This is a genomic window from Massilia sp. YIM B02763, assembly GCF_030412015.1.
In the GTDB taxonomy this organism is placed as follows: domain Bacteria; phylum Pseudomonadota; class Gammaproteobacteria; order Burkholderiales; family Burkholderiaceae_D; genus Telluria.
Genome location: NZ_JASNRD010000001.1, coordinates 300,271 through 314,621, shown reverse-complemented (window position 1 = coordinate 314,621; position 14,351 = coordinate 300,271). Strand labels below are relative to the sequence as shown.

The 14,351-nt window shown below is 70.7% G+C and carries 11 protein-coding genes; 6 read left to right on the top strand and 5 right to left on the bottom strand.

The annotated features are described in order from the left end of the window. Positions 1–48: 48 nt before the first annotated feature. Both QPK32_RS01330 and QPK32_RS01325 read right to left on the bottom strand, forming a co-directional pair. Positions 49–1,191: an FAD binding domain-containing protein gene (locus QPK32_RS01330; RefSeq protein WP_290410979.1), complete on the bottom strand. Its 1,143-nt coding sequence runs from the start codon at positions 1,189–1,191 to the stop codon at positions 49–51. Continuing rightward, positions 1,188–2,405: an MFS transporter gene (locus QPK32_RS01325; RefSeq protein ID WP_290410978.1), complete on the bottom strand. Its 1,218-nt coding sequence runs from the start codon at positions 2,403–2,405 to the stop codon at positions 1,188–1,190. The genes QPK32_RS01330 and QPK32_RS01325 overlap by 4 nt, the downstream gene beginning before the upstream one ends. A gap of 218 nt (positions 2,406–2,623) precedes the next feature. Between QPK32_RS01325 and QPK32_RS01320 the strand changes: the two genes are divergently transcribed. From QPK32_RS01320 to QPK32_RS01305, 4 genes are read left to right on the top strand one after another with little or no spacing between them, the layout of a single operon-like run. Next, a complete protein-coding gene (locus tag QPK32_RS01320) occupies positions 2,624–3,643 on the top strand; it encodes a YeiH family protein (RefSeq protein WP_290410977.1) in 1,020 nt (339 codons plus the stop codon). 58 nt (positions 3,644–3,701) lie between these two features. Next, positions 3,702–4,196, top strand: coding sequence for a DUF302 domain-containing protein (locus QPK32_RS01315; RefSeq protein WP_290410976.1), 495 nt, complete (start codon positions 3,702–3,704; stop codon positions 4,194–4,196). A 36-nt stretch (positions 4,197–4,232) separates the two neighbouring features. Further along, positions 4,233–5,498: a sulfite dehydrogenase gene (gene soxC, locus QPK32_RS01310; RefSeq protein WP_290410975.1), complete on the top strand. Its 1,266-nt coding sequence runs from the start codon at positions 4,233–4,235 to the stop codon at positions 5,496–5,498. Further along, the gene (locus tag QPK32_RS01305) at positions 5,485–6,045 is read left to right on the top strand and encodes a c-type cytochrome (RefSeq protein ID WP_290410974.1); all 561 of its coding nucleotides are present in this window, start codon (positions 5,485–5,487) and stop codon (positions 6,043–6,045) included. Before soxC ends, QPK32_RS01305 begins: the two co-directional genes overlap by 14 nt. 77 nt (positions 6,046–6,122) lie before the next feature. Here the strand turns inward: QPK32_RS01305 and QPK32_RS01300 are convergent, their stop codons facing one another. After that, the gene (locus QPK32_RS01300; RefSeq protein WP_290410973.1) at positions 6,123–7,526 is read right to left on the bottom strand and encodes an FAD-containing oxidoreductase; all 1,404 of its coding nucleotides are present in this window, start codon (positions 7,524–7,526) and stop codon (positions 6,123–6,125) included. Between the two features lie 285 nt (positions 7,527–7,811). Between QPK32_RS01300 and QPK32_RS01295 the strand changes: the two genes are divergently transcribed. Beyond that, positions 7,812–10,400, top strand: coding sequence for a S9 family peptidase (locus tag QPK32_RS01295; protein ID WP_290410972.1), 2,589 nt, complete (start codon positions 7,812–7,814; stop codon positions 10,398–10,400). 175 nt (positions 10,401–10,575) lie between these two features. Then, positions 10,576–12,309: a carboxylesterase family protein gene (locus QPK32_RS01290; protein WP_290410971.1), complete on the top strand. Its 1,734-nt coding sequence runs from the start codon at positions 10,576–10,578 to the stop codon at positions 12,307–12,309. Between the two features lie 13 nt (positions 12,310–12,322). Here the strand turns inward: QPK32_RS01290 and QPK32_RS01285 are convergent, their stop codons facing one another. After that, positions 12,323–12,961, bottom strand: coding sequence for a response regulator transcription factor (locus tag QPK32_RS01285; RefSeq protein WP_290410970.1), 639 nt, complete (start codon positions 12,959–12,961; stop codon positions 12,323–12,325). Continuing rightward, positions 12,958–14,250: a sensor histidine kinase gene (locus tag QPK32_RS01280; protein ID WP_290410969.1), complete on the bottom strand. Its 1,293-nt coding sequence runs from the start codon at positions 14,248–14,250 to the stop codon at positions 12,958–12,960. Before QPK32_RS01280 ends, QPK32_RS01285 begins: the two co-directional genes overlap by 4 nt. Positions 14,251–14,351 lie beyond the last annotated feature (101 nt).

Sequence of the window (14,351 nt, the reverse complement as noted above, 5' to 3'; positions counted from 1 at the left end):
TCGTGCTCCTTGTGGAGAGGTGGTCGTGTCGTGGCGGAGGGGCTGGCGCTACGCGGGGCGGTCGATGCCCATGATGCGGTCGCCCATCGCGCGGCCCCGGTCGGTCATCGCCCGGCCGGCGCGCAGTTGCTCGGCTTCCCAGGCCTGCAGGCGCCGCTCGATCGGGGCCTCGGTACGCTGCAGCGCCTGCGCCAGCGCCAGGGCGTTCGCCGCCGCCTTGGCGGTGCCGCCGGCGGTATGCGGCCGCGGCACGGAGGCGGCGTCGCCGAGCAGTACGATGCGCCCGAACACCATGCGCGGCGCGGCCAGGTCGAGGATGGCCTGGATGAAGGGCTCGGTGGTGCCATGTACCAACGCGCGGAACGGCGGCGCCAGGTGCGCGTCGGCGTCGGCGCGCAGCGCCCGGGCGCGCGCTTCGGGCAGGGCGCCGGGAGGCAGCGAGAATGCGTGGGGGTGGCCGTCGCGGTCGGTCAGCAGGGCCGGCAGCAGGGCCGCATCGACCTTGCGGTACCACACCCAATTCCAGCGCCGCCGGCCGGCCTGGGTGGCGCCGTCCTCGCCCGGCACCAGGTATTCGAGCAGCATATGGTCGTCTCCCTGCTGGAACGCGAATACGCCGGCCAGCAAGGCGCGCGACGCCGGGTCGAGGTCCGGCTCCGGCACCAGGCCGCGCCAGGCCACGTAGCCGGCATAGGCGGGCGCCAGGTCCGGCAGCAACTGGGCGCGCACCGTCGAGCGGGCGCCGTCGGCGCCGACCAGCAGGTCGCCGGCTTCGCTGCGGCCATTCGCGAAATGGGCGCGCACCTGGTCGGCGGCCTGCTCGACGCGCGCCAGCGCCGCGCCGGGATGCACGCAGTCGTCGGGCAGGGCCCGGCGCATCGTCTGGTACAGCATGTTCCAGGACGTCTGTGTCTGCGGCTGCCAGGTGCGCTGCAGCACGTCGCCCGCCTGGTCGAGGAAGATGCGGTCGCCGGAGGCTACTCCCAGCGTGCCGTGCCGGATGCCGGCGAAGCGGAAGGCGTGCAGCACGTCGGCCTGCAGGACGATGCCGCCGCCGCGGCTGTCCAGCGCGTGCGGCGAGCGCTCGAACACATCGACGCGCCAGCCGATGGCGCGCAGCAGGATGGCGCTCAGCAAGCCGCCGATCGAGCCGCCGATGATCAGCGCGCGCGGTGTGCTGCCCGGGTTCACGGCGCGCTCCGCGACAGCGCCGGCTGGCCGCGCAGTTCGCCGGCCCAGTAGAGCAGGGCCGCGGCCGGGAAGGCCATGCCGGTCAGCAGCGCGGCATGCCAGCCGTGGTGCGCATACGTCCAGGCGCCCAGGGCGGATCCGAGCGCGCCGCCACCGAAGAACAGCGCGAAATAGATGCCGTTCAGGCGACTGCGAACCTCGGCGCCGAGCGTGAAGATGGCGCGCTGGCCCAGCACCAGGTTGGCGGCGACCGCCATGTCCAGCACGATCGATGCGACGACCAGCACGCCGATGGCGACGGGGCGCGAGGCCGGCTGGAACAGCTGCAGCGCAAAGCCCGCGATGCCGAGCAGGAGGGCGGCGGCCGTCGCCGTCAAGGTATGGCCCGCATCGGCCAGGCGCCCCGCGACCGGGGACGCGACGGCGCCCGCCATCCCCACCAACGCGAAGATGGCGATGCCCGTTTGCGACACCTGGAACCGGGGGCCCGCCAGCACGAGCGGCGTGACGGTCCAGAACAGGCTGAACGCGCCGAACAGGCCGGCGTGGTAGGCGGCGCGCCGGCGCAGCAGGGGCGTCGTCGCCAGCAGGTGCCACAGCGACGCGATCAGCCGGCCGTACGAAAGCTGGTGCGCCGGCATCCGCGGCGGCAGCTTGGCGCGCAGGACGAAGGCCAGCACGAGGATCGCCAGCGCGGCGGCGCCGAACACGACGTGCCAGCTCGCGTGGCCGGCGACCAGGCTCGCGGCGGGACGCGCCAGCATGATCCCGAGCAGGAGGCCGCTCACGACCTTGCCGACCACGTGGCCGCGGTTTTCCTCGCGCGCGAGATGCGCGGCGAACGGCACCAGGATCTGCGCCGCGACGGAACCCAGGCCGATGGCCAGCGACGCGGCCAGGAACAATCCCGCGCTGTCGCTGAGCGCCGCGGCGGCCAGCGCGGCGGCCGTCGCGAGCAGGGAGACGAAGACGAGCCGGCGGTTTTCCACCAGGTCGCCGAGCGGCACGATGAACAGCAGGCCGAGCGCGTAGCCGACCTGGGTCAGCGTGACGATCAGGCCCGCCGCGGCGGCGGACAGCCCGGTGGCGGCGCTGATCGGGCCGACCAGGGTCTGGGCGTAGTACAGGTTGGCGACGATCAGGCCGGCGGACGTCGCCAGTAGCCGCACCATGCCCGGCGCGATGTCCGGGCCATGTTTGGGAAACGCGTTCATGCAATCCTCCTCTTGGGCGGGACCGTGCGACATCGACGGGCCCCGATAGGCCCCGAATGTACGGAAGCATCCCGTTCCGGGCCACTGACTTTGGATCTGGCGCGGCGCCCATGGCGCCGTCCATGCAATCCGGGTGGCCGCCCCTCCGCCTGGGAGGTCCCGTCTCCGCGCCTTCTCGGCAGAATACGCATATCGATATACGCAGGACGTTGGAGACGATGACGAACATGAAGCACGGATGGGCCACTGTCGTTGCGGCGCTGCCGGGCCTGCTGCTGTGCGCCGGCGTGACCGTGCTGGCCTGCCTGGTGGAGCGGGCGGAAACCATGCTGCTGGGCCGCGCCTGGCTCGAGAGCCTGGTGCTGGCGATCCTGATCGGCACGGCGATCAGGACGCTGGCGCGCATCGACGCGCGCTTCGATCCCGGCATCCGCGTCGGCGCCCACCTGCTGCTGGAAATCGCCGTGGTGCTGCTGGGCGCTTCGGTCAGCGCGCGCACGCTGCTGTCCGACGGCGTCGGCCTGGTCGTCGGCATCGCCGCCGTCGTCGTGCTGGCGCTGGCGTTCAGCTACGCGATCGGGCGCCTTGCGGGCCTGCCCCGCAAGATGGCGATCCTGATCGCCTGCGGCAATGCGATCTGCGGCAACTCCGCGATCGCGGCGGTGGCGCCCGTCATCGACGCCGACGGCAAGGAGGTGACCGCCGCCATCGCGTTCACGGCCGTCCTCGGCGTCGTCGTGGTGCTGGTCCTGCCCTTGCTGGTCGGCGTGCTGTCGCTCACGGCCGTCGAATACGGCGTGCTCGCCGGCCTGACCGTGTACGCGGTGCCGCAGGTGCTCGCGGCGACGGCGTCCGTGTCGAGCGCCAGCGTGCATGCCGGCACGCTCGTCAAGCTGGTGCGCGTCCTCATGCTCGGCCCGGTGGTGCTGGTCCTCTCGCTGTTCGGCCAGGGCGATGGGCGCGCGCGTCCAAGCCTGTCGCACCTGGTGCCGTGGTTCATCGTCGGCTTCGTGGTCCTGCTGGTCCTGCGTTCCCTCGGCTGGATACCGCAGGCGGCGCTGGGGCCGGCGCATGCCGTGGCCAACGTGCTGACCATCATGGCGATGGCGGCACTCGGCCTGGGCGTCGACGTGCGCGCCGTGCTGCGTGCGGGCGGCAGGGTCGCGGCGGTCGTGGTCGTGTCGCTGCTCGGCCTCGCGGCGGCTAGCTACGGACTGATCCGGCTGCTAGGCATGTAGCAGCCCGCGCCGGCCTGTCCCACGCTTGTTCAACTCGTTTCTTAGCCAAAGGTGATCGATGAACCATCCGTCCTTGTCCGCGCGCTGCACGACCGTGCTGCGCGCTTCCTTCTTCGCTGCACTAGTCATCGCGGGCGCCTCCACGGCCGCCGCGCAGGAGATCCGTACCATGAAACTCGCCAGTCCCTATTCCTTCGACGACACCCTGACGCGCCTGCGCACGACGCTGGCCGGCAAGGGGATGACCATCTTCGCCACGATCGACCACCAGGCCGGCGCGCGCGACGCCGGCCTGGCGATGCGGCCCGCCACGGTCGTCGTCTACGGCAATCCGAAAGGCGGCACGCCGCTGATGCAGGCGGCGCCCGACTTCGCGCTGGAGCTGCCGCTGAAGGTGCTCGTGCGCGAGGACGAACAGGGCAAGACCTGGCTGGTGTACGAGCCGGTCGCCAGCCTGGAAGGGCGCCACGGCCTGCCGGCCGGGATGACGGAGCGCCTGGCACCCGCGGAAAAACTGCTCGCCGCGGCGGTGCAGCCGCCGGCGGCGCAGTGAAGCAACCCGATTTTTTTTATCCTGTGGAGACCATCGATGACAATCAGTGACAAGGAAAAGCAGGCGCTCCTGGGCGCCAGCGCCGTCCTCACGCGGCGCAAGTTCCTGGGCGCCGCGGGCGCCGGCATGATCGCGGCGCCCGCCCTGGCCGAGACCCTGGCCGACGTGCCGCAACGCGCGCTCGGCGCCCCGGTCGGGCCGGTGAGCGACCGTTCGCAGTACGTGCACCTGGACCGCGTGCTGGAGGCCGCGCCCGGTAAGCTGAAGGTGGACCTTGGCCTGGCGATCAATTCCAAGACGCCGCTCGACAAGCTGTCCGGCACCATCACGCCGTCGGACATGCACTACGAGCGCAGCCATTCGGGCTCGCCGGACCTGGATCCGTCCAAGCACCGCCTGCTGATCCACGGCATGACGAAGAAGGAACTCGTGCTGTCCGTGGACGACCTGCGCGCCATGCCGTCCGTGTCGCGCATCCATTTCATGGAATGCTCGGGCAACGGCTGGGAGAACTGGAAGAAGGCGGATCCCGGCCTGACGGTCCAGGACACGCATGGCCTCGTGAGCATGCACGAGTGGACGGGCGTCAAGCTGGCCTACCTGATGGACCTGGTCGGGGCCGATCCGAAGTCCACCTGGATGCTGGCCGAGGGCGGCGACGCGGCGGGTGTCGCGCGCAGCATTCCCCTCACCGACGAGATCCTCGACGAGGTCTTCGTCGCCTATGCGCAGAACGGCGAGCCGCTGCGTCCGGCCCACGGGTTCCCGATCCGCCTGTTCGTCCCGGGCATGGAGGGGAACCTCAGCATCAAGTGGCTGCGCCGCCTGAAGTTCGGCGACCAGCCCACCATGACGCGCTGGGAAACGGACCGCTATACCCAGCTGCTGCCGAGCGGGAAGGCGCGCCAGTTCCAGCTGTACCAGGAAGTCAATTCGGTGATCACGGCGCCGTCCGGCACCATGCGCATCCGCCCCGGCTACAACCGCATCACGGGCCTGGCCTGGAGCGGCCGCGGCAAGATCGTCAAGGTCGAGGTCAGCATGGACGGCGGCGCCAGCTGGCGCGAGGCGCGCATCAACGCGCCCGTGCTGCACAAGGCCCAGGTGCGCTTCGACGCGGACTGGAACTGGGACGGCAAGCCGGCCCGCATCGCCAGCCGCGCCACCGACGACAAGGGCTTCGTGCAGCCCACCCGCGAGGCGTTCGTCGCCATGATGGGCGAAAACGCGCTGTTCCACTACAACGCCCAGCAGACCTGGGGCATCGATACGGAAGGGAAGGTGACCAATGTCCTCGCCTAAGCATTTGCTCGCATGCGCCGCGCTGGCGATCGGCGCGCACGTCCATGCCGCCGCACCCGACGCGGCGGCGCAATTCGGCCGCGCGGCGACGCCGGCCGAGGTCAAGTCGTGGAATATCGACGTGCTGCCCGACGGCACCGGGCTGCCCGACGGGAAGGGCAGCGTCGCCCAGGGCAAGAAGCTGTTCGAGGCGAACTGCGCCGCCTGCCATGGCGCGGGCGGCGTGGGCGGCACCAACGACCGCCTGGTGGGCGGCGTGGGCAGCCTCGCCACCGACCATCCGATCAAGACGGTGGGCAGCTACTGGCCGTATGCCACCACGCTGTACGACTACATCCGCCGCGCCATGCCCTACCAGGCGCCGGGATCGCTGTCCGACAGCGACTACTACGCGCTCGCGGCCTACCTGCTGAACGCGAACGGCGTCGTGCCGGCGAACACGGTGCTGGACCGGCACACGCTGCCCAAGGTGAAGATGCCGAACCGCGACGGCTTCGTGCCCGAGCCGGAGTTCCGCACCATTTCCAATGCCCGCATGAAGAAGTAGCGGCCCGGCCGGCTGCCCGCGTCGGTTGGCGCAGGGTAGCCGGCGAACGTCAGCCTGCGCAGGTCAGCCGGCGCAGGTCAGCCGGCGCGCGCAGCCGGCGCGACCGGTTCGCCCAGTTCGCCCGCGATCGTGGGAATCAGTTCGGACACGGTCGGGTGGATCGCCACCACGTGGGTCAGCTGGCGGCTCGTCATCTTCGCCGCCATCGCGGCCAGCACCATGTGCACGGCCTCGTCGCCGCCCGGTCCGAGGATGGCGGCGCCCAGGATCTCGTCGGTGTGCGCATCGGCGACGATGCGCATCGAACCCTGGCGCTCGCCCTTTTCGACGGCGCGGCCCACGCGCGTCATCGGGCGCTTGCCGACGCGGACCGTGCGGCCCTGCGCCAGCGCCTGTTCCTCCGTCATGCCGACGCGCCCCAGCGGCGGATCGGTGTACAGCGCGTAGACGGGAATGCGGTCGTTCACCGAGCGCGGCTCGCCGTCCAGCAGGTTGGCGGCGACGATCTCGTAGTCGTTGTAGGCCGTGTGGGTGAACGCGCCGCGGCCGTTGCAGTCGCCCAGCGCCCAGATGCCGGGGACGTTCGTCGCCAGGCGCTCGTCGACCTCGATGTGGCCGTGCGGGCCCGTGCGCACGCCGGCCTTGTCCAGGCCCAGGTCGTCCGTGTTGGGCACGCGGCCGGCCGCCACCAGCACGTGGCTGCCGACCGTTTCCTCCTTGCCGCCGTGCGTGATGACGGCCGCGCCTTCCGGATGCGGGCGCACGCGGATGCATTCGGCGTCCAGCTTGAAGACGACGCCTTCGGCCTCGAGGATGGCGCGGATCTCGTCGGAGACTTCGCCGTCCTCGCGCGGCATCAGGCCAGCGCCGCGCTCGATTACGGTCACTTGCGCGCCGAAGCGGCGGAACATCTGCGCGAACTCCAGGCCGATGTAGCTACCGCCGATGACGACCAGGTGGCGCGGCACCTCGCGCAGCGCCACCATGTCGCTGCTGCTCAGCCAGGAGACCTGGTCGAGTCCTTCGATGTTCGATGCCGAGGCGCGTCCGCCCACGTTGATGAAGACCTTGTCGGCCTCGAGCAGCCTGCCGTCCACCCGGACCGTGCGCGCGCTCTCGAAGCGCGCATGGCCGCGGATCAGCGTGACGCCAGGGAGGCCGCCGATCCAGCGCTCCAGGCCCGCGCGGCTCTTGCCGACGATGGCGCTGGTGCGGTCGTTCACCGCCCCCATGTCGACGACTGGCGTGCCCGGGATGGCGACGCCGTACTCTCCCGCACGCGCGGCCAGGCGCGCGACGCGGGCGCTCGCGACCATGGACTTGGTGGGCGTGCAGCCCACGTTGACGCAGGTGCCGCCGACCGCGCGGCGTTCGATGACGGCCACGGTCATGCCGGCGGCGGACAGGCGGTTGGCCAGGGCGGAGGCCGCCTGGCCCACCCCGATGATGATGGCGTCGAATCGTTCCCTTGCGTTGGACATGCTGTTCTCCTGGTAGGCGCCGGTGCGGAGTGCCCGGCCGCGCCGCCCTATTGTAGGGCGCGGACGGGCAATCGGCACCGCCCGGAAGGCGGGCGGCCGCGGAGCATGCGGCATGCGCGGCCTGCGGCGTACGCCATGTGCCGGCGGCCGTTATCGCAGTCTGAAGTTTCTTCTGCGAAATTTATCGTTGCCATCAAAATATTTTTGTGGCAATGTTAAATGTCACGCGCGAGGAGCACAGCGCTCTCCGTGTATTGATGCACTCGATAAAACGGGGAGAATTCCATGCAGGGACAACACCTGTTGCGCGGCTTCGCAAGCGCGGCGCTTGCAATCTGCATCGCGCCCGCGGCACTGGCCGCGCCGAAGGCGACGGCGCCGTCCACGACGACCATCGCCGGCGCCCCGAGCGCCTACAATCAGCCGCCCAAGGAGATCCTCGACGTGATGCGCGCGCCCCCGCCGCCGACGCCGTCGCTGAGCCCCACGCGCGACAGGCTGATGCTGGTGACGATGGACGATTATCCCTCGATCGCCAAGGTCGCCGCGCCGTTCCTGCGCCTGGCCGGGGTGCGCATCGAACCGGCCAACCGCGCCCAGCACGACACGCCGGGCGGCTACGGCATCCCGCCCTGCGTGAGCGCGATCGACCTGGTGCAGGTCGCCGACGGCAGGCAGACATCCGTCAAGCTGCCGGCGAACGCCTGCCCGCGCCGCCCCGTCTGGAGCGCCGACGGCGAGCGCTTCGTGTTCGAGAACATCGCCGCCGACGCGGTGGAACTGTGGGTGGGCGACGCCAGGACGGGCGCCGTGCGCAAGCTGCCGGGCGTGCGCCTGAACCAGATGTTCGGCGACCAGGTGCAGTGGATGCCGGACCAGAAGACGCTGCTGGTCAAGCTGGTGTCCGCGCACAAGGCGCCGCCCGAGGCACCGCCGGGCTCGGACGGTCCGGGCATCCAGGAATCGCTGGGTACCAAGGGCCAGAGCAGCACCTATGGCCAGAGCAGCACCTATGAAAACCGCGACACGCTGCGCAACCGTCACGACGAAGCACTGTTCGACTACTACGGCACGTCGCAGCTGGCGCTGGTGGATGTCGCCAGCGGCAGGATCACGCCGGTCGGCAAGCCCGGCCTGTACGAGGAACTGGACGTCGCGCCGGACGGCAACCACGCGGTGGTGACGGAGATCCGCCCGCCGTATTCCTACGTCACGACCTTCGACCGCTTCCCGAAGCGGGTCGACCTGTGGGACCTGAAGGCGCCTGCTAAAGCCGGGAAGGCCGCCAACCCCGTCGTACGCGAGATCGCCGCGCTGCCGCTGGCCGACCGCGTGCCGAACCGCGGCGTGCCGACGGGTCCGCGCGGCTTCACGTGGCGTCCCACCGAGGCGGCAACGCTGGTCTGGGCCGAGGCGCTGGACGGCGGCGACCCGAACGTCAAGGCGGCCGAACGCGACAAGCTGATGATGCTGAAGGCGCCGTTCGACGGCGCGCCCGTGGAAATCACGCGCACCGAACAGCGTTACGCGGGCCTGGCCTGGAGCGAGAAGCCGGGCGTGACGCTGCTGGGCGACTACGACGTCAACCGCAAGTGGCGCCGCACCTGGCAGATCGACGTCGACCATCCGCAGGACTCGCGCCGCCTGATCTGGGACATGTCGAGCGACGAGCATTACGCCAACCCGGGCACGCCGGTGCGCCGCCTGCTGGCCAACGGCTTTTCCGTGATCCGCGTCGATGGCGACGCGATCTACCTGTCCGGCATGGGCGCATCGCCCGACGGCGACCGTCCGTTCCTCGACCGGTTCGACCTGAACACGCGGCAGGGCGAGCGCCTGTACCGCAGCACCGCGACGTCGTACGAACAGTTCATCGGCTTCGCCGGCAACGACACGCGGCGCTTGCTGACCTGGTATCAATCGGCGACGGAAACCCCGAACGCCTTCGTACGCACGGTGGGCGCCGCGACGACGGCGCCGGCCGGCGAGCCGAACTATGCATCGAGCAGCGTCGCGCTGACCCACCTCGTCGATCCGGTGCCGCAGGTACGCCAGATCAAGAAGCGTCTCGTGAAGTACAAGCGCGCGGACGGCATCGACCTGTCGTTCACGCTGTACACGCCTCCGGGCTACCAGGAGGGAACGCGCCTGCCGACGATCCTGAACGCCTATCCGCTCGACTATGCGGACGCGTCGAAGGCCGGCCAGACGACCGGCTCGCAGGCGACGTTCACGCGCCTGCGCCAGTACCGCCTGCTGCTGCTGTCGGGCTACGCCATCATCGACAGCGCCGCCTTCCCCATCGTCGGCGACCCGCGCAAGGCCTACGACACCTACACGGAGCAGCTGGTCGCGAACGCCAGGGCGGCCGTCGACGAGGCCGTGCGCCTGGGCGTGACGGACCCGAACCGCGTGGGCGTGACGGGCCACAGCCACGGCGCGCTGATGACGGCGAACCTGCTGGCGCACTCGGACCTGTTCCGCGCCGGCGCCGCTACCAGCGGCTCGTACAACAAGTCGCTGACGCCGTTCGGCTTCCAGAACGAGCGCCGCTCGGTGTGGGAAGCGCCGGACGTCTACACCAAGGCCTCGACCTTCTTCTATGCCGACAAGCTCAAGACGCCGCTGCTGATCGTGCACGGCGCCGACGACGCCAATCCGGGCACGACCCCGCTGCAGTCGACCAAGCTGTACGAGGCGATCCGCGGCAACGGCGGCACCACGCGCCTGGTGATGCTCCCGCACGAGCCGCACTGGTATGCGGCGCGCGAGTCGAACGAGCAGCTGGTGGTCGAGATGCTGCGCTGGTTCGACAAGTACGTGAAGAACGCGGCGCCGGCCTCGCCGGCCGCCGTTGCGAAGGCGGCTCCCTGAGCGCTTCACGTGGCAAGAAAAGCTCGCTTCGGCGAGCTTTTTTTTCGTATGCGGACCGCTACGCCCCGATCGGAAGTGATATTTGGTGAGCAATCGGGTGCAGTGGATATGCTACGGTAGCGCGGCACTGCATTCTTCCGCCAGCATCGCGATTGCCCACGCAAGGAGCCGCCCAGTGAAGACCCTTTCGGTGACATCCATCCCAGCAACGTGCCTGCATGCCTGCCTGCTGGTCGCATGTGCCGCCGCGCTCGCCGCCTGCCATGGCGACGATCCATCGGGCGACCCCACGCGCGCGCCCGACCTTGCCCATACGGCGGCCGGCGACGTCGTGGCCGTCGACCGGGCCGGCATGCGCAGCTATTTCGCCATCCCGTTCGCCGCGCCGCCCGTGGGCGAGCTGCGCTGGGCGCCACCGGCGCCGCCGCAAACATGGACGGCGCCGCTGGCCCGGACCGCCTCCGCCGCGCCCTGCCTGCAGACCAGCGAAAGCCCGTACCGGCTGGCCGGCGACAGCGAGGATTGCCTTTACCTCGACGTCCATGCGCCCGCTGGGCAGGGGCCGTTTCCCGTCATGGTCAATATCCACGGCGGCGCATTCAATACGGGTGGGCCGATCGCCTACATGGATCCGTCGCCGCTGGTGACGAAGGGCGTGATCGTCGTGAACGTCGCCTACCGCCTGGGCGCGATGGGCTTTCTCGCGCACCCGGCGCTGGCGGCCGGCGGCAGCGCGGGCAACTACGGCATCATGGACCAGCAGGCGGCATTGACCTGGGTGCGCGACAACATCGCGCACTTCGCCGGGGACCGCAACAACGTGACGCTGTTCGGCGAATCGGCCGGCGGCTTCAGCGTGATGGCGCACCTCGCCGCGCCCGGCTCCAGGGGCCTGTTCCAGAAGGCGATCGTGCAAAGCGGGAACTACGGCAACGACCGCCAATTGACGGGGCCACAGATGGGCAGCGCGAGCGCGGCGATCGTCGACGATGCGATCCGCGCCGCGCAGGCGGCCGGCGTGCAGGGGATCACCTGCGCGCCCGGCGCCGTGACGGCGGCCTGCCTGCGCAGCCTGCCGGAACCGGTGGTGCGCACCTACCTGGCGCAGGCGATCTACGCGGCCTTGCCGGTCATGGTGCCGTCGGTCGACGGCAGCGTGCTGCCCAAGTCGGTGAAGGCGGCGTTCGCCGCCGGCGAGAATCTCAAGGTCCCGCTCATCAACGGCACCAACCGGGACGAGTACACGCTGTATATCGCGATCGCCGAGGCGGCGCGCCGGGCCGCCGCCGCGCCGCCGAATCTCGATCCGGGCGATACCCGCTTCGCCCTGCCGGCGGCGGCCTATGCGCCGACGGTCGCGGGCCTGACGGCGGGCGCGGACGTGGCGGCGTCCGACCTGGTCGCGACCTGGTATCCGCTGGCCGCCTATGGCGCCGATCCGGCGCTGCAGCCCAGCCTTGCCGTCAGCGCGCTCGGCACCGACCTGGGTTTCGCCTGCCCGGCGCTGCGGGTCGCCCAGCGCGTGGCAAGCCAGAAGTCGCCCGCCTGGATGTACGAATTCCGCGACCGGACGGCGACGCCGCTGGTGGGCGTCGACCAGGGCAAGTACTACCTCAGCTTCCCCCAGGGCGCCGGCCATTCCTACGATTTCCAGTACCTGTACAACCTGGGGCCGCTCGCCAACGACGAACAGCGCCAGCTGCAGGCGGCGATGACCCGCTACTGGACCAATTTCGCGCGCAGCGGCGATCCGAACCGCGGCGCCGACGTGCCGGCCGCCTGGCCCCCGTTCACGGGCCCGGACCGGGTACTGGGCCTGGACGTGGCCTCCAGCGGCGGGATCAAGGCGCTGGCCAGCTTCGAGGCCGACCACAAATGCGCCGATCCCTGGAGCGCGGTGACGTTCTGAACCTCCCGCGGTGTCAGGTCGGCGCCGCCGCCCCGAAATCCACCAGGCCAGAGCGCGCCGCCAGGTGCATCAGCTTGAAGTCGTTGTCGGCACCCAGCTTCTGCCGGATCGCCGTCAGGTAGTTCAATACCGTCTTCGGGCTCAGGTGCATCGCGGTGGCGATGTCCTGCACGGATTCCCCCTGCACGAGCAAGCGCAATAGTTCGAATTCGCGCGGCTTCAGGTCGTGCAGCGCCTCGTCGCCGCCCTCGCGTGCCGCGTCCCGCATGTCGCGCGACAGCACGCGCCGTCCGCGCACCACGCCGCGGATGCCGTCGATGACTTCCTCCGGTTCGCTGCACTTGGTCAGGTAGCCGTGCGCGCCGGCCTTGAGCGCCTGGGCCAGGTGGCCGGCGCCGTCGTGCATCGACAGTACCAGGATGCGCAGTTGCGGCAGGCGCGCGGCCATCCCGGCAATGGCCTCCAGGCCGCTGCTGTTCTTCAGGCTCAGGTCGACCACGGCGACGTCGGGATGGACACGCTGCAGGAGGGCATTCGCTTCCTGCACGGTGGCCGCTTCGCCGACGACGTCGAAATCCGGCTCCGCGCACAAGAGGCGCCGATAGCCGCTGCGCACGACGGCGTGGTCGTCGACCAGGATGATGCGGATCATGGATGGACTCCTTCGGCGGTGGCGGACGGGGAATTGGCGGGGGCCGGCAAGGGGAAGGTGGCGCGCAGGCGCAGCCCGCCGGACGGATTCGGCACGGTGTCCAGGCGGCCGCAGGCCATGGCCACGCGCTCGCGCATCCCCAGCAGGCCGCCGTGGCTGGCGACGCCGTCGGGCAGGCCGCGGCCGTCGTCGGCCACTTCCAGCAGCAGGCCAGGACAGGCGGCCGCCAGCCGGATGGCGCAGTGGCGCGCCCCGCTGTGGCGCACGACGTTGGTCACGGCTTCCTGCACCACGCGGTAGACGGCCAGCGCCGTCGCATCGTCGATGTCGGGCAGCGCGTCGGGGACATCCAGCGCGAACGCGACCTCCGTGTGGCGCCCCTGCCAGCCCCGCACCAGTTCGCGCAGCGTCTGCGCCAGGCCGCTCGCGTGCAGGCCGTGCGGACGCAGCATGCGCAGCATCGCGCGCAGGTGCTCGCTGCAGCTGCGCAGGTCGCGCCGCAGGTCGGCCGCGCATTCGGCCACCGCGGCGCTCGTCAACCGCCCGGCATTGCGCCCCAGGTAGGCCGCCGTCACGTTCAGGGCGGCCAGCGACTGGCCCATGTCGTCGTGCAGTTCGCGCGCCAGGGCGCGCCGCTCGTCTTCCTGCACGGTGATCAGGCGCTGCGCCAGGCCGCGCTGGGCGGCGCGCGCCTCGGCCAGCGCGCCGGCCAGGTGCTCGATGGCGCGCGCCACGCGGCCGAATTCGCGCAAGGCGAAGGCGGGCAGGGCAGGGTCCGGTTCGCCCCGTGCCAGCCGGTGCAGGCTGGCCTCCAGTTCGCGCACGGGCGCCAGCGCGCGGTCGGCGCACCACCAGGTGACGAGCAGGGTTGTTCCGAAAAAGAACAGCAGGGTGTTCCAGATCCGGACAGTGTCCTGCAGCCGCTCCCCGATCTCGGAATGGGGATTCGGCGCGATGTACAGCACCTGGCCGCCGATGCGGATTTCCTGCTCGGGCCATGCCGGTGGCCCCAGTCCGAGCCGGGCGAGCAGCGGGTGGGGCGCGTTCGCGGGTGCCGGCTGCGCCGCCGTGCGGATGCTCAGGTGGCGCAGCCGGGCCCGGGCCAGGCGCTCGTCCAGGCCCGGCTGGGCATTGCCGGCGGCGAGCAGCACGTTCACCAGTTCCGCCGAGGCGCCGACTTCGGCGTCGATGTCGCTGCGCAGCGACAGCAGCTGGATGACGGCGGTCACGGCCAGCAGGCAGCCCAGCAGCAGGCCGACGGAGCCGATCAGGCGGCGGCGCAAGTCCATGGTCTCCTCGCATCGTTGTCGTTTGTGGACATCGATGCAAGCCTCGTGCCACGCGGACGCGGCGCACGTCGGGAATTTTTCCCTAGCGGCGGCGCGGGCGT